Annotated in this window: 16 protein-coding genes, 2 tRNA genes and 3 rRNA genes; 8 read left to right on the top strand and 13 right to left on the bottom strand. The window is 36.5% G+C overall.

The window, feature by feature from the left end:
• Positions 1–49: 49 nt before the first annotated feature.
• Positions 50–1,309: an asparagine synthetase B gene (locus tag AC3IS6_RS00185; protein ID WP_489162679.1), complete on the top strand. Its 1,260-nt coding sequence runs from the start codon at positions 50–52 to the stop codon at positions 1,307–1,309.
• A gap of 1 nt (position 1,310) precedes the next feature.
• Here the strand turns inward: AC3IS6_RS00185 and AC3IS6_RS00180 are convergent, their stop codons facing one another.
• The 11 genes from AC3IS6_RS00180 to thrS form a co-directional block, all read right to left on the bottom strand.
• Positions 1,311–2,114 (bottom strand): endonuclease/exonuclease/phosphatase family protein, encoded by an 804-nt coding sequence (locus AC3IS6_RS00180; RefSeq protein WP_489162677.1) that lies wholly within the window; start codon positions 2,112–2,114, stop codon positions 1,311–1,313.
• Positions 2,115–2,246: 132 nt separating this feature from the next.
• Positions 2,247–2,414, bottom strand: a complete 168-nt coding sequence (locus tag AC3IS6_RS00175; RefSeq protein WP_157495921.1) for a hypothetical protein — start codon at positions 2,412–2,414, stop codon at positions 2,247–2,249.
• A 167-nt stretch (positions 2,415–2,581) separates the two neighbouring features.
• Entirely contained in the window at positions 2,582–3,250 is a 669-nt protein-coding gene (locus AC3IS6_RS00170; RefSeq protein WP_173967615.1) for a response regulator transcription factor, read from the bottom strand.
• Positions 3,251–3,260: 10 nt separating this feature from the next.
• The gene (locus AC3IS6_RS00165; protein WP_489162674.1) at positions 3,261–5,039 is read right to left on the bottom strand and encodes a tetratricopeptide repeat-containing sensor histidine kinase; all 1,779 of its coding nucleotides are present in this window, start codon (positions 5,037–5,039) and stop codon (positions 3,261–3,263) included.
• Complete coding sequence (locus tag AC3IS6_RS00160) at positions 5,039–6,766, bottom strand: tetratricopeptide repeat-containing sensor histidine kinase (RefSeq protein ID WP_489162672.1); 1,728 nt, start codon at positions 6,764–6,766, stop codon at positions 5,039–5,041. The genes AC3IS6_RS00165 and AC3IS6_RS00160 overlap by 1 nt, the downstream gene beginning before the upstream one ends.
• A gap of 168 nt (positions 6,767–6,934) precedes the next feature.
• Positions 6,935–7,369, bottom strand: coding sequence for a carboxymuconolactone decarboxylase family protein (locus tag AC3IS6_RS00155; RefSeq protein ID WP_489162670.1), 435 nt, complete (start codon positions 7,367–7,369; stop codon positions 6,935–6,937).
• Positions 7,370–7,448: 79 nt separating this feature from the next.
• Positions 7,449–8,021, bottom strand: coding sequence for a Crp/Fnr family transcriptional regulator (locus AC3IS6_RS00150; RefSeq protein ID WP_489162668.1), 573 nt, complete (start codon positions 8,019–8,021; stop codon positions 7,449–7,451).
• A gap of 134 nt (positions 8,022–8,155) precedes the next feature.
• Positions 8,156–8,500, bottom strand: coding sequence for a 50S ribosomal protein L20 (rplT, locus tag AC3IS6_RS00145; RefSeq protein ID WP_017498429.1), 345 nt, complete (start codon positions 8,498–8,500; stop codon positions 8,156–8,158).
• Positions 8,501–8,601: 101 nt separating this feature from the next.
• Positions 8,602–8,799 (bottom strand): 50S ribosomal protein L35, encoded by a 198-nt coding sequence (rpmI, locus tag AC3IS6_RS00140; protein WP_007810722.1) that lies wholly within the window; start codon positions 8,797–8,799, stop codon positions 8,602–8,604.
• 115 nt (positions 8,800–8,914) lie between these two features.
• On the bottom strand, positions 8,915–9,466 hold the full coding sequence (infC, locus tag AC3IS6_RS00135; RefSeq protein WP_072974136.1) for a translation initiation factor IF-3: 552 nt from the start codon (positions 9,464–9,466) through the stop codon (positions 8,915–8,917).
• Between the two features lie 22 nt (positions 9,467–9,488).
• Positions 9,489–11,435, bottom strand: a complete 1,947-nt coding sequence (thrS, locus tag AC3IS6_RS00130) for a threonine--tRNA ligase (protein WP_489162666.1) — start codon at positions 11,433–11,435, stop codon at positions 9,489–9,491.
• Positions 11,436–12,539: 1,104 nt separating this feature from the next.
• Here thrS and AC3IS6_RS00125 point away from each other — a divergent pair.
• From AC3IS6_RS00125 to pafA, 6 genes are all read left to right on the top strand, one after another.
• Positions 12,540–14,053: ribosomal RNA gene (locus AC3IS6_RS00125) — 16S ribosomal RNA — on the top strand.
• Positions 14,054–14,180: 127 nt separating this feature from the next.
• A tRNA-Ile gene (locus tag AC3IS6_RS00120) sits at positions 14,181–14,254 on the top strand.
• 168 nt (positions 14,255–14,422) lie between these two features.
• Positions 14,423–14,496, top strand: a tRNA-Ala gene (locus tag AC3IS6_RS00115).
• Between the two features lie 153 nt (positions 14,497–14,649).
• Positions 14,650–17,535 (top strand): 23S ribosomal RNA (locus AC3IS6_RS00110).
• Between the two features lie 184 nt (positions 17,536–17,719).
• A 5S ribosomal RNA gene (gene rrf / locus AC3IS6_RS00105) occupies positions 17,720–17,829 on the top strand.
• The 16S, 23S and 5S rRNA genes sit together here with 2 tRNA genes alongside, the layout of an rRNA operon.
• A 443-nt stretch (positions 17,830–18,272) precedes the next feature.
• On the top strand, positions 18,273–19,889 hold the full coding sequence (gene pafA / locus AC3IS6_RS00100) for an alkaline phosphatase PafA (RefSeq protein WP_489162664.1): 1,617 nt from the start codon (positions 18,273–18,275) through the stop codon (positions 19,887–19,889).
• 135 nt (positions 19,890–20,024) lie between these two features.
• Here pafA and ald read toward each other — a convergent pair whose 3' ends face one another.
• Positions 20,025–21,143 carry an alanine dehydrogenase gene (gene ald, locus AC3IS6_RS00095; RefSeq protein ID WP_489162662.1) on the bottom strand — a complete coding sequence of 373 codons (1,119 nt, stop codon included), beginning with the start codon at positions 21,141–21,143 and terminating at the stop codon, positions 20,025–20,027.
• A 200-nt stretch (positions 21,144–21,343) separates the two neighbouring features.
• Between ald and AC3IS6_RS00090 the strand changes: the two genes are divergently transcribed.
• The gene (locus AC3IS6_RS00090) at positions 21,344–21,802 is read left to right on the top strand and encodes an Lrp/AsnC family transcriptional regulator (protein ID WP_489162660.1); all 459 of its coding nucleotides are present in this window, start codon (positions 21,344–21,346) and stop codon (positions 21,800–21,802) included.
• Between the two features lie 118 nt (positions 21,803–21,920).
• Here the strand turns inward: AC3IS6_RS00090 and AC3IS6_RS00085 are convergent, their stop codons facing one another.
• Entirely contained in the window at positions 21,921–23,369 is a 1,449-nt protein-coding gene (locus AC3IS6_RS00085; protein ID WP_489162658.1) for a glyceraldehyde-3-phosphate dehydrogenase, read from the bottom strand.
• Positions 23,370–23,454: the final 85 nt, after the last annotated feature.

The raw sequence follows: 23,454 nt of genomic DNA, 5'->3' as shown, positions 1-23,454 counted from the left end.
GTTGTGTTTTTCAAAGGTTCCTTTATATCTTTACTAAAATAAAATTCTAATGAAGAAGTGCTTAGTTTATATTTTCATATTGCTACTTTCGTTCACAGCAAAGGCCTCGTTTATTTTGCTTCCAATGGACGAGACTACACAACAGAACCATCTGAAAGCATACGGAATTACCTATTGGTGTTTAAGTAGGGATTATAAAGCAAGTTGGCTCTTAAATTATCGTGGTGGCTCATTTTTGCTTCCGGATGCCGATGAAATTCGTAAAGAATGTAAGATTAGAGGTGTGAGTTTTGAAATTCTTTCAGATGCTGAAGAGGCTTCCATATTAAATGATATTTCAAGTCCTTCTCAAAATATGGAATCTGTTATTTTAGAAAAAGCACCTAAAATTGCAGTTTATACACCCAAAGGGAAACAGCCTTGGGATGATGCTGTAACATTAGTTTTAACATATGCCGAAATTCCATTTACACCAATTTATGATGAAGAGGTTTTAAGTGATCAGCTGCTTCTTTATGATTGGCTGCATTTGCATCACGAAGATTTTACCGGGCAATATGGTAAGTTCTTTTCTGCTTACAAAAATACGCCCTGGTACATTGAGCAGAAAAAAGATGCCGAGGCTTTGGCTGCAAAATTAGGATACCCTAAAGTTTCTCAGGAAAAAGGTGCTGTTGCAAAAAAAATTAGAGATTTTGTAATTGGAGGTGGATTCATGTTTGCAATGTGCTCTGCCACGGATAGTTTTGATATTGCGCTTTCGGCAGATGGAGTAGATATTTGTGAAGCTATGTTTGACGGTGATGCCAGCGAATCTAATTATCAATCAAAATTGAATTACGGAAATTCATTTGCATTTAAAGATTTTACCTTAGAACGTAGACCAGAGGTTTATGAATTCTCAGATATAGACATGACTTCAAAACGTAAGATTCCTATGGAGAAAGATTATTTTTCTTTAATGGAGTTTTCTGCAAAATGGGATCCAATACCTAGTATGTTATGCCAGAATCATACACAGTTGGTGAAAGGATTTATGGGACAAACTACCTCATTTGATACCGATTTGATAAAATCTAATGTTTTAATAATGGGGACTTGCGAGCTTAATGGGGAATCAAGATACATTCATGGAGAAAAAGGAAAAGGAATGTTTACTTTTTTCGGAGGTCATGATCCTGAAGACTTCCAACATCAGGTGGGAGATCCTCCTACTGTTTTAGATTTGCATCCTAATTCTCCCGGGTATCGTTTAATTCTAAATAATGTTTTGTTTCCCGCAGCAAAAAAGAAAAAGCTGAAAACATAGTTTAATTCAGTGAAAATTCGATCCAAATTGGAATATGGTCAGATATTTTTCGCGCTTCCTGGAGCGAATTGAATTTTTTGTAGAATGAAACTATACCGGAATTAAGATAGGTTAGCGAATTTTTGTGATAAAAAATATTGTCAAATTCTGACGCCAGACAGATCGTTTCTTTGCATTCTTGTTTTAGGGTAGTTTTTTGATTTTGTAAAATAGAATTATATCCCATTTTTTTTAGCGGAGTAAATACAGAGTGAGATTGCGGGCAATTGAAATCACCAATAAATACCAAATTTAAATTAGGATATTCCTCTGGCAGCAGTTTAAAGTATTTGATTTCGGTTTCGGGTTGTTTTTTTTTAGTAATAGCATGAAAATTAACCAATGTAACCGTTTTTTTATTGATTTCAAAAGTTCCCAGATAAGGTTCGCGATCAATTTCTAAATGGTATTTTTTTTCCAGCCACGCATTTCCTTTCAGTTTTACTTTACTGGTTTTCCAGATAAAAGCATAACGTTCTGTTTTATAACTGTTACCGCTTGTTGGATTACTTATGGTATAATCCCATTTAGTTCCTTTATTATTTAAAAGTGCAACAAGTTTTGCAACAGCTTGTGAACCACCGTATCCTGCAACGACTTCCTGAATTGCAATAATATCATAAGCAAGAACAGTATTTGCTATGAAATTTAATTCGGATTCGGATTTTGATTTTCCTAAGTTCTCAATATTCCAGGATAGAATTTTAGTTTGTGAATAGGTGAGAATTGAAAAAAAGAGGAAAGTAAAGCTTAATATATGTTTCATGCTGTATTTAAAGAATCAAATATAAGCATTTCAAAATTTGACTATTGTGTAAGTAAATAGTATTTTTAATTTCAATGAGAATCTTTCTTTGACAAATTCTCATTGAAATTTTCAGTATCAGTAAATTTATGTTTAATGCTTTTTATACCTGTTTTTTAAAGCGGTACCAATTATTATAATTTGCAAAACAAGTAGTGCTGGTATAAAAATGATTTTCCAGTCTACTTCTAACCATCCTGTTTTTTCAGAAACGAAAGCAAAACTTAAAGACAGAAAAAGACAAAGTAACATTGTTTTCATTATGATCTTGTTTTTGGTTGTATTAATCTTTGAAACAAAAACCTGTAGAAAATTTCGTTTAAAACTATTTTTGTGTTTGATTTTCATTAGTTGACTAATAGATTCCACACAAAAATAGATTTATTAAAATCCATTTCCTTACGGGAAACCGTAAAAAAGGTTAAAAATTAGATTAAGCCAAAGTCTTTAGCAATGGCAATTAGGTGTACATTGTTGTTTGCCTTAAAGTAAATTTTTAATTTATTGATGCGTTTTTCAATACTGCTGGTTCCGTTTGGAGTAATAGAAGACGCTTTAAATTCGTTTGATATATTATCTAATATGTAACCTTGTGCCAGAAGTTTTAAAATTGAAATGTCGTAAGATTCAATTTCAAACAATACTTTTTCGTTAAAACTAAAAGACAGATCTGAAGAAAGTATTCTCTCTTCATTTCTAAAAGTTCCTTCAATTGCTTTTCTTAATTCGGCAATACTATTTCGTCCTTTAGAGACGTAGGCATTAATACCTAAATCAAAAAAGAGTGATTTTATACGATAAGATTTGTCTTCAATAGAGAATACTATTTTTTTTAATTTGGGCTGCACTTCATTTGCCGCTTCAATTAGTTCTTCACCACCGTTTAAATTAATTTTACGATGATCCTGTTTAAAAGATAAATCAGTGATTAACAAATCGTACGGCTCATTATCTTTAATTGCCTTTTTTATTTTAATTAATCCGTCGTCACAATATTTGACGTGATCAATTATGGGAACTTCTAGTTCTTCAAGTGCTTGAATTACGGCGATGCTTATACCGTCTAAATCTTCGGCAACTAAAACTTTTGTGAACATATTATTTTGTTTATATGGGGAAATTGAAACTTAATTTAAAACCTGTCTTAGAATTGGAGTCAAAAATAATATTTCCATTTATGGTTTTAATACGGCTTTCCACATTTTGTAGTCCATTTTTTAAAATTATTGATCTATTGTAGGCTCCAACCCCGTTATCATTGTAAACGACAACTATTTTTTTTTCAATATTTTTAAAATTTAAGTTAACTAAGGTTGCCTGACTGTGTTTTTTCATGTTCCCAAATAGTTCCTGAAGGATTCTGTATAGTATAATCTTTTTACTTTTTTCAATTTCATCCCAGGGAATTTGATCGTAACCATTCAGAATAATATTAAGATCGACTGTTTTAAATCCCGAAATCATTTCTTTTAAAGCGCTACTGTAATTTTCGTCAGTTGTAATTGAGCTGTTTTCTTTAGAAATATTTCGTGCTTTTGAATAAATTGTATTGAGGTTATTTAATAGCTGGTCTTTGTTTTCTTCTTGATTTAGATCAGCATGTGCTGAGAATTTTAATGTTTGATAGACATCTTGTGCCAATTCATCGTGAAGTTTTTTTGATATTCGAATTTCACTTTGAAGAATAGCATCGTTCTTTTCTTTTCTGCTTTTGGAAATTAGATGAACAAAGACTAATAAACTTATCATAGTAGTGGAAAATATAATAATGTATGAAATAATATTTCGTTTTCTTTGTCTTTCTAACTGTAATTCGTTTTCTGCTTTTTGGTCTTTAAGTTGCAGGTTCTCTTCTTTATTCTGATTTGAACTGTATTTAATTGTCGAAAATTGATTTTTGGCTTTTCTTCTGGCAATAGTGATACTGTCTATTATTTTGATATAGGCCAACGAATATTTTTTTAATTCAGCTCCTTCCGTTTTTGTAATTAAAGATGATAATGAGTTTGCCTTAAATGTAGCCGAATTTATTTTACAGGCCGTGTGATATTCCTTTTCAGTATATAGTTTTGACAGTGCGGGATTTGTTTTGGAATAATACAAAGCAAGATTATTGTATGAACTAACCAATTCATAGTGTTCGTTCAACTTCAGTTTTATAGCTGTGCTTTTTTGAAGACAGTCAATGGCTCGTGGATCTCCAACTTTATAGTAACAGTATCCAAGATTTTCTAATAGAATGGCGTACGCATTATCTGTTTTTGCTGAATCGCTTTCATGTCTGATTTTTTTTGCTGCTAAAGGTTCCAGTATATCAATAACTTTTTTGTATTTTTTTTGATTGAGATAAATGTTGGATATATCACATAGAATTACTGCCTTTTTGTATGAAGAGGTAGCCAATTTTAATGCTTTTTTATGGTAGATTAATGCATTATGATTATCGTAAGTAAAATAGTAATTGTATGCTAAGAGGGTATAAGTGTTGTATGTAAATTTTGGCTTGCTTGTTTTTTTTAGATGAGGCAAAACCATTGCAATCGATTCTTCACAAGCAATATAATTGCTCATATTTTGTTGTAGATTAGCGATGGATAAGTAGGAGTAAACATATTCATCTGCATAATTATCTATAGGTTTGCATAACTGACTGGCTTTTTTATAATAAAAATAGGAATCGGCGTAGGCTCCTTTGTCGAATAGTTTGTCACCCTGATTGATATTTTTTTTTATTTCGGCAGATTTTTTTTTATTTGCGATGCGTATTTCGTTGGTTTCAGTTTTTTGAAATTGATATGAAAATGCCACCGCAACTGATGATAGGATCAACAATGCGAGAATACGTCCCACTAAAATTTTATTTTTTATATAATTAGAGAGCTTCATTATCGCAATGGGAATTTTATTACTACTTTAAAGCCTCTTTGCTTTGCCGAATCAATATCAATTTCTCCTTTTATTGTCAGAATTCTGCTTTTAACATTGTGAAGGCCATTTTTAAATCTTATAGTATTAAGATCAATTCCTTTTCCGTTATCAGTATAGATAATCATTGCCGTTTTGTCTGTTTTTTTAAAGGTGATACCCACATGAGTTGCTGCACTATGCTTTTTCATATTTACAAGTAACTCCTGTAATATTCGATAGATGGTTATTTTTTTGTTCTTTTCAATTTCGTTCCAATTGATAGTTTCTATACCATTTAACAAAAGATTGATGTTTGGAGTATTGAATCCGGTAATCATCTCTTTTAGATTAAGGATGTAATTTTCTGAAGTTACAATGAGATTATTATCTTTAGAGATGTCTTGTGTTCGGGAATATATTGCTTCCAGACTATTCATTAATTGTTCTTTATTCTCTGCTATAGATAGATTTTTGTTTTCGGCAAAAGCCATGGTGTGATAAATGTCATTTGCCAATTCATCATGTAGTTTTTTTGCAATTCGTGTTTCACTTTTATAAGTAGCTTCTATTTTTACTTTATTGCCTTTTGAGGTCAGATAGAAGTAGAGAACAGTAACTAAACTTAAACAGAAAGCAATAGTAATATACGAGATAATATTTCTGTTTCTTTGTTTTTCCAGTTGTATTTCGTTTTTTACTTTTTGAGTTTTGAGTTTTAAATTTTCATTCTTCTCTTTTCTTGAGTCATATTTAATTTTAGCGTATTGGTTTTTGGCTTTTTGTCGAATTTCGAAGATACTGTCAATTAGGTTCACGTAAATAATAGAGTGCTTTTTTAATTCCCGATTAGAGCTATTTTTGATGATTAGTTTTAATGAAGATAGACGTTCATCAACATTATTGATACGACTAAATTTCTCATAGCTTAAAAGCATATATTGTTTGGCTAATGCAGGATTGCTTTCTTCGTAAAACTTAGCAAAATGCTGATAGCTTTTCCCTAAGTCAAAAGAGAGATTTTGCCTTTTCCTTATTTTGAGGCTTTTTTTGAAATAGTATAAAGCTTCATCTAAGTCATGCGTTTTATAATAACAGAATCCAATATTGTCTAAAGCTTTTCCCTGGAATTCATCATTATCTACTACTTCCTTCTTTGTTATTAGAGACAAGAAAATCTGGAGTGCTTCGTAGTATTTTTTTTCTTCGATTAAGATCACCGCAATATTGTTTTTGGTAGCTAACTTTCTCCACTCTTCTGTTTTTAACCGGAGGGCTTTTTGATTATAAAGTATGGCATTTTTATAATCGTAGGTATTTAAATAGTTGATACTTAAGATGACGTAAGTATTCCAAATTTGTGATTGTTTTTTTATATGTTTTAGATGGGGTAGTGCTTCTTTGATAGTATTCTCGCTGCCTGTATAATCAGCATGATCTTGCTGGATCTCTGCCATACGGTTTAGTGAAGTGATATAGTTCTCCGAATCAGTTACGGGGCTGCAGATAAATTTCAGTTTATTGTAGTAAAAAAAGGCGCTGTCAAATTCTTTATGATTGTAGAAACGATTAGCGGTTAGGGCCGTTTGTTTAACTTCAGATTTTGTATTTCTTGGTTTTGGAGTATTTGAAGTCTTTTTCTGGCAGGATATGAGTAATAAAAAAGTGAAGATAATATATAGGAAAGTCCGCATTCTGTAAGGTATCATGAGCCAAAATTAAAGAATTAAAGCTCCAAAAAAAAAGCGTATAAATACCTGTTTTTATTTAAATTTTATTTTTTATTTTACGAGATTTATTCATAAGTAAATACAGACAAAGCCTTCTTTTAATGAAGATTTTGTCTGTATTAGTAGGTTAATTTGTTCTCAAAAGAACTATAAAACTCTCAATCCTGTTGTAATGGCTATTCTATTCCAAGAATTGATCGTAATGATTGCGAGTATAATTTCGGCAAGGTACTGATCACTGAATAAACTTGCGGCATTTTGATAGGTTTCATCAGAAACGTGATGGCTAATTAAAGTTACTTCTTCTGTTAGAGCTAAAATTGCTTTTTCTTCTTCAGTATAAATATCTGCGTCACGCCAGGCGCTTAGTAGATAAATACGCTGTTCAGAGATACCGTGTTTACGTGCGTCAATGGTGTGCATGTTAATGCAATGTGCACATCCATTTATTTGTGAAGCACGAATTTTAATTAGCTCTTTGTGTACAGGTGTGAGCGAAGTAGTTGAAATGTATTTTTCTAAGCTAAGTAATGCTTGATATGCTTGAGGAGCTGCTGTTGGGATAACGATTCTTGGTTTCATTTTAAGTGTTTTTAAAAGTTTGATACAAAGATCATGGATATCTACTTTGAAAAACTTGAACTACTTCAAGAAATACAGCCTAGACTTTCCCTGCTCTGATTTTACTCATAAATTCAGCTGAGAAATCAAGGTAGGAGGCAAGCATGTATTGCGGAACGCGCTGAACGAATTCAGGATTCAGATTATTAAAGTGATGATACCTTTCTTCTGCCGACATCGTGAAGAGGAATTTAATTCGCATTTGTGCTGCTCCAAATGACTTCTGTGAGACAATACGAAAGTAGCGCTCCAATTTCGGAATTTGAATGAATATAGATTCCAGTACAGATTTTTCTAATGCGATAACTTCAGAATTCTCTACAGCCTGAATATAAAAGTGAGAAGGAACATGGTTGTGGTAGCTTAGATAATCTGTAATCCACCAGCTTTCAATTCCAAATTGCAATGTTTGTTCTGTTCCTTTGGAATTAATGATATATTGGCGCATACATCCTTTTATGATAAAATACAAAGTGTTGCAAACCTGTCCTTCTTGGAGTACGTGGTCTTTCTTTTTAATAGTTGTTAAACTTAAGGCTGATTCTAAAAGATCAATTTCAGAAGCTTCGAGGGATACAAACTTTTCTATATGTGAAAAAAGAGCAGTATACATTTTTACAGGTTTTATACAAATGTAGGTTTAAAAATTAGAATTTGGCAAACCTGTATAAAGCAAAAAACCATCCCGTTTAAACGAGATGGTTTTTCTATGATAAGTAAGTAATCTAAATTGAGTTTATAAAACGTTTATTTTACTTTATTAAGTATTGCTTTGAAAGCTTCAGGGTGGTTCATTGCTAAATCTGCAAGAACTTTACGGTTCAATTCGATTCCATTAGCTTTTACTTTCCCCATGAATTGAGAATAAGACATTCCTTCTAATCTAGCTCCAGCGTTGATACGTTGAATCCATAAAGCACGGAAATTTCTTTTATTCTGTTTTCTGTCACGGTAAGCGTAGCTCATCGCTTTCTCTACCGCATTCTTAGCAACTGTCCAAACGTTTTTACGTCTACCAAAGAAACCTTTGGCTTGCTTCATTATTTTTTTTCTTCTTGCTCTTTTAGCAACTGAATTTACCGATCTTGGCATAATTTTAATGTGTTTTTGTAGCAGGCGTCCTGAATTGAATCAAAGGAACTTAAAAGCCGTACTCCAAGGTTATATAAATAATTTTTTAACCTAAAGAATTATTAGATAATTCTTAATTGTTGTTTGATGCTTTTCATATCTGTTGAGTGAACTAGCGCTGAGTGTGTCAAAGCCAATTTACGTTTTTTAGATTTTTTAGTCAAGATGTGACTTTTAAAAGCATGCTTTCTTTTAATCTTTCCAGAACCAGTAACTTTGAAACGTTTCTTGGCGCTAGATTTTGTTTTCATTTTAGGCATTTTTCCTAGTGTTTTAATTTATTCTTACTTACTTATATCTTGGTCTGAAAGTTTAAAAGTCAAAAGTCAAAAGTCAGTTTGTGACTTTTGACTTTAAGACTTTCGACTTTAAGACTTATTTCTTTTTCTTCGGAGCAATGAACATAATCATTCTCTTTCCTTCCAAAACAGGCATCGCTTCAACTTTACCATGCTCTTCCAGATCCGTTGCCAAACGTAATAACAAAATCTGACCCTGATCTTTATAGATGATAGAACGTCCTTTAAAGAATACGAATGCTTTTAGCTTAGCACCTTCTTTAAGGAACTTCTCTGCATTTTTTCTTTTAAATTCGTAATCATGCTCATCCGTTTGAGGACCAAATCGAATTTCTTTTACGACAACTTGCGTAGACTTAGCTTTTAACACCTTATCACGTTTCTTTTGTTCGTAAACGAATTTCTTGTAATCCATGATTTTACAAACCGGTGGCTCAGCATTTGGCGAAATCTCAACTAAATCCAGTTCAAATTGATCCGCTAATCGTAAAGCTTCAGCAAGCTTAAATACACCTGGTTCGATGTTTTCGCCTACTAATCTTACTTCTTGTACGCCACGAATATTATTGTTTATTCTGTGTGCATCCTTTTTTTCTACTCGAGGTTGGTAACCTCTGTTGCTTCTTATTGCTATGACTTTATAATTTAAGTTAAACTGTAAAAACTTTTAATGTCTTTTTTATTTCTTCGTTTACAATAGCGACAAATTCATCAATTGTAACTGTAATATTCCCTTTTCCTTCTTGCCCGTGACGACGGATCGAAATAGTTCCGTTTTTCTCCTCTTCCTCACCTACAATAAGCATAAACGGTATTTTTTGCATTTCTGCATCTCTAATTTTCTTACCAATAGTCTCGCTTCGGTTGTCAATTAGGGCGCGAATTTCGTGATTTTCTAGCAAATCTAAAACTTTTTTAGCATATATTTCATATTTCTCGCTCAAAGACAAGATTATAGCTTGTTCCGGCATTAACCATAGTGGGAAATTTCCTGCAGTATGTTCTAGTAAAATTGCGATAAAACGTTCCATCGATCCAAAAGGAGCTCTGTGAATCATAACAGGGCGATGTAATTCATTATCAGCACCTTTATAAGTCAATTCAAAACGCTCAGGAAGGTTGTAGTCAACCTGAATAGTTCCTAATTGCCATTGTCTTCCTAAAGCATCTTTTACCATAAAGTCAAGCTTCGGACCGTAAAAAGCAGCCTCGCCATATTCTACAACAGTATTCAATCCTTTGTCAGCTGTGGCATTAATAATGGCATTTTCAGCTTTCTCCCAGTTCTCATCGGAACCAATATATTTATCTCTGTTCTCTTTATCTCTCAAAGAAATTTGAGCAGTAAAGTTTTCAAAACCTAACGAGCCAAATACATAAAGTACCAAATCGATTACTTTTTTAAATTCTTCATCTAATTGCTCTGGAGTACAAAAAATATGCGCATCGTCCTGAGTAAACCCTCTAACACGAGTTAAACCGTGTAATTCACCAGATTGCTCATATCTATATACAGTGCCAAATTCAGCATAACGCTTAGGTAAGTCTTTATATGACCAAGGTCTTACATTGTATATTTCACAGTGGTGAGGACAGTTCATTGGTTTTAATAAAAACTCTTCACCTTCGGCAGGAGTATGTATCGGCTGAAAGCTATCAGCGCCATATTTAGCATAGTGACCAGAAGTAACATAAAGCTCTTTTTGTCCAATATGTGGAGTAACAACTTGTTCGTATCCAGCTTTCTTCTGAGCTTTCTTTAAAAATTGCTCTAAACGGTCTCTAAGCGCAGCGCCTTTAGGTAGCCATAAAGGTAAGCCTTGGCCCACTTTTTGAGAAAAAGCAAATAATTCAAGTTCCTTGCCAAGTTTACGATGATCACGACGTTTAGCCTCTTCAAGAAGTTCAAGATATTCAGTCAAATCCTTTTGTTTTGGGAAAGAAGTTCCGTAAACACGAGTCAGCTGTTTGTTCTTTTCATCACCTCTCCAGTAAGCACCGGCAACGCTCATAATTTTAAAAGCTTTGATGATACCAGTATTAGGGATATGTCCACCTCTACATAAATCAGTAAAAGTAGCATGGTCACAAAATGTAATAGTTCCGTCTTCAAGATTTGAAATCAATTCCGTCTTGTAAACGTTATCCTTATATAGTTCTAATGCATCCGCTTTACTAACCGGACGCATTTTAAATTCGTGTTTGCCTCTAGAGATCTCCAAAACGCGATCTTCGATCTTTTTAAAATCAGCATCAGTAATTTTCTGGTCTTCAAAATCAACATCATAATAAAAACCATTCGAAATTGCAGGTCCTAGAGTTAATTTAATTCCAGGAAACAATTCCTCAAGCGCTTGAGCCATTACGTGCGAAGTCGAATGCCAAAAAGCTTTTTTTCCTTCGGCATCATTCCAGGTATATAAAATAAGACTACCGTCGGTCGTCAATGGAGTTTCGGTTTCAATTGTTGTACCATTAAAAGATGCCGAAATCACGTTTCTTGCAAATCCTTCACTAATGCTTTTTGCAACCTCCATCGGAGTTACGCCTGAAGCAAACTCTCTAATTGACCCGTCGGGTAAAGTAATCTTAATCATTGTTTATAATTTTGTGAATGCAAATATAAGGCATTACAAAAATACATACAATACATATATACATGTTTATACTAATATATAAGAGTAATATTTATAATTATCCTCAAGTGTATTTTTTACTACTATATATAAGAGTGTGTTTGTTAATTCTGGAGATAGGTTTCTGGGGAGTATATTGTTTTTTGTTCTCTCCTATATATAAGGTAAGGTTGTATGCTGCTGACTCTGCAGTTTATATAGAAGAGTAACTATTGTCCGGCTGAGCGAAGTCGAAGTCTTTGGAATTTGGCCCCGAGTGTTAGCGAATAGGCTAAGCAATTTAAAATTTAGAATTTGGAATTTGAGTATTTAGGAGCTTTCTCCCGCTATGCGTTTCAATCTTTTGCTTTTTAAAGGAAAAAGCAAAAGGATTTCCACTTCTATCGGGGCTAGGGCATGGGTTTTCAAAAGAGAATGAGGCAAAAAAGCAAAACTTGGCGTCTTTGCGCCTTTGCGAGACTAGTAAAATCGGGGTGTTTGGTAAGATGGAATTGTGCTGAATCTAATTCACTAAGGAAAAACCTTTCAAACCTGAAAATAGTTTAATTTGTAAAAGGGGTGTTATCAGAGTGTTAAGATAAAGTTTGAAAAAAGATTAAAAATAGTTTGAAAAAGCTATTGTTTAAGTGAATAAAGTGTCTACTTTTGCACCCGCAACAGCGATAGACGTTCACTGAAATACTGACAAGCAAAGGAATAAAAGCGAAAAGAGATTTTCAAAAAAAGATTCGAAAAAGCTTGTGAGATTTGAAAATAGATATTACATTTGCACCCCGCAAAACACGGGAAGCTCATTGAGAGATTGGAAGGAGAAAGAAGGAAAAAGGAAATTAAATTTTCTTAAAAAAAAACTTCAAAAAACTCTTGCCATTTAGAAATAAGTTTTCTACTTTTGCACCCGCTTTGAGATACAGGCGAGACAATAAAAAGAAATACACGTTCGTAGACATATTGAATTGACAGCCGTTTTAACAGAGATGTTAAAACAAAAGAATAAGAGTAAATGAATCGAGAGATTTGAAAAGAACCGATAGATAAAGCATCGCAATATAATATAAAAAATATACGATGAAGAGTTTGATCCTGGCTCAGGATGAACGCTAGCGGCAGGCTTAACACATGCAAGTCGAGGGGTAGAGTTCTTCGGAACTTGAGACCGGCGCACGGGTGCGTAACGCGTATGCAATCTACCTTTTACAGAGGGATAGCCCAGAGAAATTTGGATTAATACCTCATAGCATAGCAGTCTCGCATGAGATCACTATTAAAGTCACAACGGTAAAAGATGAGCATGCGTCCCATTAGCTAGTTGGTAAGGTAACGGCTTACCAAGGCTACGATGGGTAGGGGTCCTGAGAGGGAGATCCCCCACACTGGTACTGAGACACGGACCAGACTCCTACGGGAGGCAGCAGTGAGGAATATTGGACAATGGGCGCAAGCCTGATCCAGCCATGCCGCGTGCAGGATGACGGTCCTATGGATTGTAAACTGCTTTTATACGAGAAGAAACACTGCTTCGTGAAGCAGCTTGACGGTATCGTAAGAATAAGGATCGGCTAACTCCGTGCCAGCAGCCGCGGTAATACGGAGGATCCAAGCGTTATCCGGAATCATTGGGTTTAAAGGGTCCGTAGGCGGTTTAATAAGTCAGTGGTGAAAGCCCATCGCTCAACGGTGGAACGGCCATTGATACTGTTAAACTTGAATTATTAGGAAGTAACTAGAATATGTAGTGTAGCGGTGAAATGCTTAGAGATTACATGGAATACCAATTGCGAAGGCAGGTTACTACTAATGGATTGACGCTGATGGACGAAAGCGTGGGTAGCGAACAGGATTAGATACCCTGGTAGTCCACGCCGTAAACGATGGATACTAGCTGTTGGAAGCAATTTCAGTGGCTAAGCGAAAGTGATAAGTATCCCACCTGGGGAGTACGTTCGCAAGAATGAAACTCAAAGGAATTGACGGGGGCCCGCACAAGCGGTGGAGCATGTGGTTTAATTCGATGATACGCGAGGAACCTTACCAAGGCTTAAATGTAGATTGACCGGTTTGGAAACAGATCTTTCGCAAGACAATTTACAAGGTGCTGCATGGTTGTCGTCAGCTCGTGCCGTGAGGTGTCAGGTTAAGTCCTATAACGAGCGCAACCCCTGTTGTTAGTTGCCAGCGAGTCATGTCGGGAACTCTAACAAGACTGCCAGTGCAAACTGTGAGGAAGGTGGGGATGACGTCAAATCATCACGGCCCTTACGCCTTGGGCTACACACGTGCTACAATGGCCGGTACAGAGAGCAGCCACTGGGCGACCAGGAGCGAATCTATAAAACCGGTCACAGTTCGGATCGGAGTCTGCAACTCGACTCCGTGAAGCTGGAATCGCTAGTAATCGGATATCAGCCATGATCCGGTGAATACGTTCCCGGGCCTTGTACACACCGCCCGTCAAGCCATGGAAGCTGGGGGTGCCTGAAGTCGGTGACCGCAAGGAGCTGCCTAGGGTAAAACTGGTAACTAGGGCTAAGTCGTAACAAGGTAGCCGTACCGGAAGGTGCGGCTGGAACACCTCCTTTCTAGAGCCTCAAATGTTAGTGGAAACACACGTTGAGGAAAAAAGATGTTAATTTAGAAGGTTCTGAATCACAACATTCACTTACTCTTGCTGTTAATTTAAAAAATAATGAAAATTAAGTAAAACAGAGTCTCGTAGCTCAGCTGGTTAGAGTACTACACTGATAATGTAGGGGTCGGCAGTTCGAGTCTGCCCGGGACTACTTTTTAAAGATTGAAAGCTTTAAGTATTAAACTATTTAAAGATTAAGGAAATAAAAAAGACTGTTAGCTTAAAAAAGGAAATTCTGGAAGTTGGAATTCACCAAAAGAAATTAGAGAAGAAAAAAGAAATCTAAAATCTGAATTCTACAATCTAAGATTTAAGAAATGGGGGATTAGCTCAGCTGGCTAGAGCGCCTGCCTTGCACGCAGGAGGTCAACGGTTCGACTCCGTTATTCTCCACGAAATAATTGACAATTATCAATTGATAATTATTAATTGTTAAAGTTCATTGACATATTGAGATAAGAAAATAATAAAAAGTAGAAAGCGTTTTTTACAATTTATTGTAAAAGACAAAAAAAAACGGTCTTGTTTTAAGTAACAAGATTGGTACAATAAGCAAAATAAGGGCGTATGGGGGATGCCTAGGCTCTCAGAGGCGATGAAAGGCGTGATAAGCTGCGAAAAGCTACGGGGACGGGCACACACCGATTGATCCGTAGATACCTGAATGGGGCAACCCACTATGTTGAAGACATAGTACACCGATAGGTGGGCAAACCCGCTGAACTGAAACATCTAAGTAGGCGGAGGAGAAGAAAACAAAAGTGATTCCGTAAGTAGTGGCGAGCGAACGCGGATTAGCCCAAACCAATGTTGTTACGGCAATGTTGGGGTTGTAGGACCACGATATTTTATGTACAAGGAACCGGAATTGACTGGAAAGTCGAGCCAAAGAGGGTGATAGCCCCGTATGGGTAACGAGTATAATAGATAGTGGTATCCTGAGTAGGGCGGGGCACGTGAAACCCTGTCTGAATTTGGCGGGACCATCCGCTAAGGCTAAATACTCCTGAGAGACCGATAGTGAACCAGTACCGTGAGGGAAAGGTGAAAAGAACCGTGAATAACGGAGTGAAATAGATCCTGAAACCATACGCTTACAAGCGGTCGGAGCCCTTTCGTGGGGTGACGGCGTGCCTTTTGCATAATGAGCCTACGAGTTAACGTTGCTGGCAAGGTTAAGTGGTTAAGCCACGGATCCGTAGCGAAAGCGAGTCTGAATAGGGCGCTTTAGTCAGTAGTGTTAGACGCGAAACCGTGTGATCTACCCATGGGCAGGTTGAAGCTGTGGTAACACACAGTGGAGGACCGAACCGGTTGACGTTGAAAAGTCTTCGGATGACCTGTGGGTAGGGGTGAAAGGCCAATCAAACTCGGAAATAGCTCGTACTCCCCGAAATGCATTTAGGTGCAGCGCTGAGCGTAAAGTTATATAGAGGTAGAGCTACTGATTGGATGCGGGGGCTTCACCGCCTACCAATTCCTGACAAACTCCGAATGCTATATAATGTTTCTCAGCAGTGAGGGCTTGGGTGCTAAGGTCCAAGTCCGAGAGGGAAAGAACCCAGACCATCAGCTAAGGTCCCCAAATATACGCTAAGTTGAAAGAACGAGGTTTGTCTGCCCAGACAGCTAGGATGTTGGCTTGGAAGCAGCCATTCATTTAAAGAGTGCGTAACAGCTCACTAGTCGAGCGGACGAGCATGGATAATAATCGGGCATAAGTGTATTACCGAAGCTATGGATTTAGAGTTTACTCTAAGTGGTAGGGGAGCATTCTAACAGGGTTGAAGGTGTATCGTCAGGTATGCTGGACTGGTTAGAAAAGAAAATGTAGGCATAAGTAACGATAATGCGGGCGAGAAACCCGCACACCGAAAAACTAAGGTTTCCACAGCTATGCTAATCAGCTGTGGGTTAGTCTGGTCCTAAGGCGAACCCGAAAGGGACAGTCGATGGCTAACGGGTTAATATTCCCGTACTACTAATTACTGTGATGGGGTGACGGAGTGATGAAAGCGCCGCGAACTGACGGAATAGTTCGTTGAAGTACCTACCTATAAGCTGTGCAGGCAAATCCACACGGCTTGGGGAAATACGATAGTACTCGGCGTCTTCGGACAAAGAGATAGTGCGCCTAAGGGCTTCCAAGAAAAACCTCTAAACTTCAGGTAATTAGTACCAGTACCGTAAACCGACACAGGTAGTTGAGGAGAGAATCCTAAGGTGCTCGAGAGATTCATGGCTAAGGAATTAGGCAAAATAGACCCGTAACTTCGGGAGAAGGGTCGCCCTGTAGTAATACAGGGCCGCAGTGAAGAGGTCCAGGCGACTGTTTATCAAAAACACAGGGCTCTGCAAAATCGTAAGATGAAGTATAGGGCCTGACACCTGCCCGGTGCTGGAAGGTTAAGAGGAGATGTTATCTTCGGAGAAGCATTGAATTGAAGCCCCAGTAAACGGCGGCCGTAACTATAACGGTCCTAAGGTAGCGAAATTCCTTGTCGGGTAAGTTCCGACCTGCACGAATGGTGTAACGATCTGGACACTGTCTCAGCCATGAGCTCGGTGAAATTGTAGTAACGGTGAAGATGCCGTTTACCCGCAGTGGGACGAAAAGACCCTGTGCACCTTTACTATAGCTTAGTATTGACTTTGGATAAATGATGTGTAGGATAGGTTGGAGACTGTGAAGTGGCGTCGCCAGGCGTTGTGGAGTCATTGTTGAAATACAACCCTTTGTTTATCTGAAGCCTAACCCCGCGTTGTGGGGGACATTGCTTGGTGGGTAGTTTGACTGGGGTGGTCGCCTCCAAAAGAGTAACGGAGGCTTCTAAAGGTTCCCTCAGTACGCTTGGTAACCGTGCGTAGAGTGCAATGGCATAAGGGAGCTTGACTGAGAGACATACAGGTCGATCAGGTACGAAAGTAGAGCATAGTGATCCGGTGGTTCCGCATGGAAGGGCCATCGCTCAAAGGATAAAAGGTACGCCGGGGATAACAGGCTGATCTCCCCCAAGAGCTCATATCGACGGGGGGGTTTGGCACCTCGATGTCGGCTCGTCACATCCTGGGGCTGGAGAAGGTCCCAAGGGTTGGGCTGTTCGCCCATTAAAGTGGCACGCGAGCTGGGTTCAGAACGTCGTGAGACAGTTCGGTCTCTATCTACTGTGGGCGTTAGAAATTTGAGTGGATCTGATTCTAGTACGAGAGGACCGAATTGGACAAACCTCTAGTGTATCTGTTGTCCCGCCAGGGGCACCGCAGAGTAGCTACGTTTGGAAGGGATAAGCGCTGAAAGCATATAAGCGCGAAACCCACCACAAGATGAGATTTCTTTTAAGGATCGTGGAAGATGACCACGTTGATAGGCTATAGATGTAAAGGCAGTAATGTCATAGTCGAGTAGTACTAATAATCCGTAAGCTTATGTACACCCTTTTCTCTCCCGATGCAAATCGGGAGAGAAGAAACTTTCTAAAATAGTAAATAAAAGTACTTTTCTTTATCTCAGTATGTTAAGATATTTGCTCGCGCAAGAGCAGTAATTAGTGAAAAGTAGCTAGTAAAGAGTCTAAGGACTAATTACTATGCACTAAGGACTAATTACTAAAAACCTTAAGGTGGTTATTGCGGCGGGGCTCACCTCTTCCCATCCCGAACAGAGTAGTTAAGCCCGCCTGCGCAGATGGTACTGCAGTTATGTGGGAGAGTATGTCGTCGCCTTTCTTTTAAAAACCCTATCCAAATCGGATAGGGTTTTTTGTTTTATGTATTTTGAGAGATTCCTTGAGGTTTTTTTTATGCTACTTGATAGTGTAGTCCCTACGGGACACCTTTATGATGGGCAGGTTGTGAGTGTTACCTGTGGTTACCAATATTAGACTCCTAGCGGAGTTACTTTAAAAAGTTTAACAGCATCTGATTGAAATGAACTTCGCGTCTTTGTGACTTGGAGAGCAAAAGAAAAGTTTAGCAAACATTTTCTTAAATCAGTTAAAACTTCTATCGCAAAAGATTTAGCGTACAGCCCGACCCGAAGGGAAACGCCATACTTATTTTTATGAACTCCGTTTTTGTTAAAATATGGTCAATTTTAGTTTTTTAAGTTGTTGTGATAGACTTTTTTAAAAGTGAATCAGTATTTTTGTTTTAAATATTATAATTTAAGTATGAAAAAAACTATTGTATTGTTGACATTATTTGTGATTTCAAATTTAAGTGCTCAACAGCGCCCTAAGTTGGTGGTAGGTATTGTGGTAGACCAGATGAAAATGGAATATTTGTATCGATTCTCAGATGATTTTTCATCGAATGGATTTAAGAGATTGATGAATAATGGATATACTTTTCAAAATATGCATTATAATTATATGCCTACGTATACTGCGCCGGGGCATGCCTCTATTTATACCGGTACTACGCCTGCGACTCATGGAATTGTAGGAAATGAATGGTTTAGCAGAACGCTTGGTAAAGAAACGTACTGTACTGACGATGCGGGTGTGAAAACAGTAGGAGATGGTACAGTGGAAGAAGGTGCTATGTCGCCTAAAAACTTGCAAAGTACTACTATTACCGATGAAGTTAGAATGGCAACTAATTTTGAAGGAAAAGTGATTGGTATGAGTCTTAAGGATCGTGGAGCGATTTTACCAGCTGGACATTTTGCTAACTGGGCATTTTGGTACAGCAAGACGGGTTCTTTTATTTCAAGTACTTTTTACGGTGAGAAACTTCCGGAATGGGTTTCAGAATTCAATAATGAAAAACATTATATGCCGTATATCAATAAGGGATGGGATTTGTATAAGCCACTTTCGGTTTATAATGAGAGTCTGCCTGATAATAATCCGTATGAGGGGAAGTTGTATGGAAGTGCCGCACCTGTTTTTCCTTATGATTTAAAAACTATGTATGAGAAGAATGATGCAGGGATCTTAAGAGCTACACCTTATGGTAATGATTTGTTGGCAGAATTCGCTATGAAAGCTATCGAGAAAGAAGAATTAGGAAAAGATAGTATAACAGATTTTCTAACGGTTAGTTTCTCTTCTACAGATTATGTGGGACATTTACTTGGGCCAAGATCAATGGAGCTTCAGGATACTTATTTGAGATTGGATCAGACGATTGCTGACTTTTTGAATTATTTAGATAAGACTGTTGGGAAAGATAATTATCTGTTATTTTTAACAGCTGACCATGCGGGCGCTGAGAATGTAATTTATTTAAAAGACAGAAAGTACAATGTCAATAACTACCCTGCTAAGGATGTTAAAAAGAGTCTTCAGGATTTTTCAACAAAAACATTTGGTGTGGATTTGATTTTAAATTATTCTAATTTTAACGTATTTTTGAATAAGCCGGTTCTTAAGAAAAAAGGACTTGATTTAGTAAAAGTGAAACAGATTTTTAAAGAGTTTTTAATTTCACAGCCGCAAGTTAAAAGAGTATATACAGAGGAAGAAATTTTAGCCAATTCCGGTAAAGATTATTACCTTGATTTTGTAGCAAAAGGGTACGATGTAACTCAAAATGGAGATTTAATTATTTTGGATAAGCCTGGAGATATTGAATATTCTACTACAGGAACATCACACGGAACGCCTTATAGTTATGATACTCACGTTCCTGCTATTTTTTATGGATGGCACATTAAAAAAGGAGAATCCTATGATAAAAAAGCCATTACAGAAATTGCTCCAACAATTGCACAAAAAATTAAAGTAACTTTTCCAAATGGAACCGAAGCAAAAGTTTTGCAGGAAGTTTTGGATGAAAAATAGTTCATACTTATAAAATAATAAAAAAAGCCTGTCTTGTTTTTCATGACAGGTTTTTTTATAGGTATAAAAAAAGGCTTCTCAATTAAGAAAAGCCTTTTGATAGTGTTTTAGTAAGCACTTATTTTAGTGTTAACACTATGCGTTTGTTAACACTATTTCTTCGTTGAAAGGTAGATTCCAAGCTTCTGCAACTCCTTTGTAAAGGATTTTTCCATTAGCGATGTTTAATCCTTTTTTCAATTCTTCATTTTCGTTACAAGCTTTTTCCCATCCTTTGTTTGCTAATTGTACAGCATATGGTAAAGTAGCATTTGTTAAAGCTAAAGTAGAAGTGTAAGGAACAGCTCCCGGCATATTAGCTACACAATAGTGAACAATATCATCAATAATGAAAGTTGGGTTTTCGTGAGTTGTAGGAGTACAAGTTTCGATACATCCACCCTGATCTACAGCTACGTCAACAACAACAGTTCCTGGACGCATTAATTTTAACATATCACGAGTGATCAGGTGAGGTGCTTTTGCTCCTGGGATCAAAACGGCACCAACAATTAAATCAGCTGTAGCGATTGCTTTAGTGATGTTGTAGTGGTTAGACATTTCTGTGTTCACGTTAGCTGGCATGATATCATCTAAATAACGTAAACGTGGTAAGCTTAAGTCCATAATAGTAACCTGTGCACCTAAACCAGCAGCCATTTTAGCAGCCTGAGTTCCTACGATTCCTCCTCCTAAAACCAATACTTTTGCTGGTGGAACGCCTGGAACACCTCCTAAAAGAATTCCTCTTCCTTTTAATGGTTTTTCAAGATATTTTGCTCCTTGTTGGATAGCCATACGACCTGCAACTTCAGACATTGGTACTAGTAATGGTAAACTACGGTCAGCTTTTTCAACTGTTTCGTAAGCCAAGCACACAGCACCTTTTTCAAGCATAGCATGAGTTAATGGCTCTGATGAAGCAAAGTGGAAATAAGTGAATAATAATTGATCTTTCTTGATTAATGGATATTCAGAAGCAATAGGCTCTTTTACTTTAATAATCATTTCAGCAATTGCATATACTTCTTCAATAGTTCCTAAAACTACCGCACCTGCATTTGCATACTCATCGTCACCGAAACCACTTCCTAAACCGGCAGTAGCTTGTACATAAACAGTATGTCCGTGTTTTTTCATTTCAGAAACTCCTGCTGGAGTTAATGCTACACGGTTCTCATTATTCTTGATTTCTTTTGGAACACCTATTATCATTTTGTTATCTTTTTTATTTTTTGTTGAAATTGTTTTACAAAACTACAGATAGAGAATATATTATTGATTAATGAGTAATAAATAAGAAAATATTATTTTATTTTTTACTTTTACAGAAAAATATACTGTTTAAGGAAATTAAATTGCCTCTAAAAAGAAAAAATGACTAAATTTTATTAATCAATGAAAACGTTTTCGTTATGGCTTTAGATGATATTGACAAGAAAATCTTACGACTTTTACAGGAAAATGCGCACTATACTTTAAAAGATATCGCAAACAAAATAAACCTGTCTCTGACACCTGTTCATGATCGGGTGAAACGTCTTGAAAGAGAAGGAGTTATAGAGAAGTATGTTTCTATTTTAAATAAAAAAAAACTCGGTAACAATCTGACGGTTTATTGTCAGGTCACTCTAACAAAACAGACTTATGATACATCGGAAGGATTCAATCAATCGATTTTAAATTTACCGGAAGTGGTTGAGTGTAACTATGTTTCAGGAAATTTTGATTATATGTTAAAAGTGATCATTCCTGATATGGAAAGCTTTCATCATTTTCATCAGAAAAAATTAGCTGTTCTTCCTGAGGTTTCGCTTATCAATACTGTTTTTGTTATTTCTGAAGTAAAGAGCACTACAGTTTTGCCTATATAATTTCGGAAATGTTGTGAATTTGTTTTAGATGAGCAGGATTGAAATAACTTAAAGTGAAAAAAGAAAAGCCACCAAGAAAACTTGATGGCTTTTGCAGTATGGATGGTTTTGGTATATCCTAGTAGTAAGTAAAACGTCTTACTTTTGCAATGTATTTCGCCAAACGAATTACCTGATGGCTATAGCCGTATTCGTTATCGTACCAAATGTACAATACAATGTTTTTTCCATCTTTAGATACAATTGTAGCATTACTGTCATATATTGAAGGAGCTGACGTTCCTACAATGTCAGATGAAACCAATTCGTTATTCAATGAATATTTGATTTGCTCTACTAATTCGCCTTCTAAAGCGTATTTTTTCATGATTTTATTGATCGCCGGGATTGAAGTTGCTTTTTTAACTTCTAAATTCAGAACTACCAAAGAACCGTTTGGAACAGGAACCCTAATAGCATTTGAAGTTAATTTTCCTTCTAATGATGGTAATGCTTTTGCAACTGCACTTCCCGCACCAGTTTCGGTAATTACCATGTTTAAAGCTGCAGCTCTTCCACGACGGTATTTTTTATGCATATTGTCGACCAAATTTTGATCGTTTGTATAGGCATGAATAGTTTCTAAATGTCCTTTTACTACACCTAATGTATCTTCGACAGCTTTTAAGACTGGCGTAATTGCATTTGTTGTGCAGGATGCAGCAGAGAAAATATCAATTTCGTCAGGATTGTATTCATTATGGTTAACTCCATGAACAATATTTGGAACTCCTTTTCCAGGTGCAGTCAATAAAACTTTACTGGCTCCTTTAGAAGTTAAGTGTCTTTTTAAAGCTTCTTCTGTTGTAAAAGCTCCGGTATTGTCAATAACTAAGGCCTGATTGATTCCGTATAAAGTATAATCAATTTCTTCCGGTGAATTTGCTGTAATGATATGAACGGTGGTTCCGTTGATAATTAATGCATTGTTCTTTGGATCGGCTGTAACAGACCCCTGAAAATCTCCATGTATTGAATCGTATCTTAAAAGAGAAGCTCTTTTCTCTAATGTCGAAGCGTCATTTTTGTCTCTGGTAACAATCGCTCTCAGTCGCAATTGATTTCCTTTGCCGGTTTTAGACATTAATTCTCTGGCTAATAAACGGCCAATTCTTCCAAAACCATATAAAACAACATCTTTTGGCTGAATTTCTTCAGAAGATTTTGCTTCTTTCAATTTGTCGATTACAAAATATCGCGCATCAGGATATTTCTCATCTTCCAAACGATATTCATAAGTTAGTTTTCCAAGATCTAATTTTGCAGGTGGAAGATCTAAAGATAAAACTACTCTGGCGATTTCAACTGAATCAAAAATGGTGATAGGCTTGCCTACAAATTCACCGGCATATTGATGCAAATTGATAATATCGCTGACATTTTGATCCAGTAATTGGTTTTTGAAAAGAACCATCTCAATGGATTTGTCATACCATAAATCGCTTATGATTTTAATTAATTCGACACCAGCTCTTCTTCGGTCGACTTGTAATGATACCTCTTTTTGGTACAAAGATTTTTTGCTCATAATTGATTAAATTGAAAAAATAAATACACGAATATTTTTAAATTTTGCGCAAAAGTACCCATTTCAATCGATTTCGTAAACTATT

Source organism: Flavobacterium sp. KH_035, assembly GCF_057839565.1.
The sequence above is the reverse complement of the archived record's forward strand: the minus strand, read 5'-3'. Positions and strand labels throughout refer to the sequence as shown.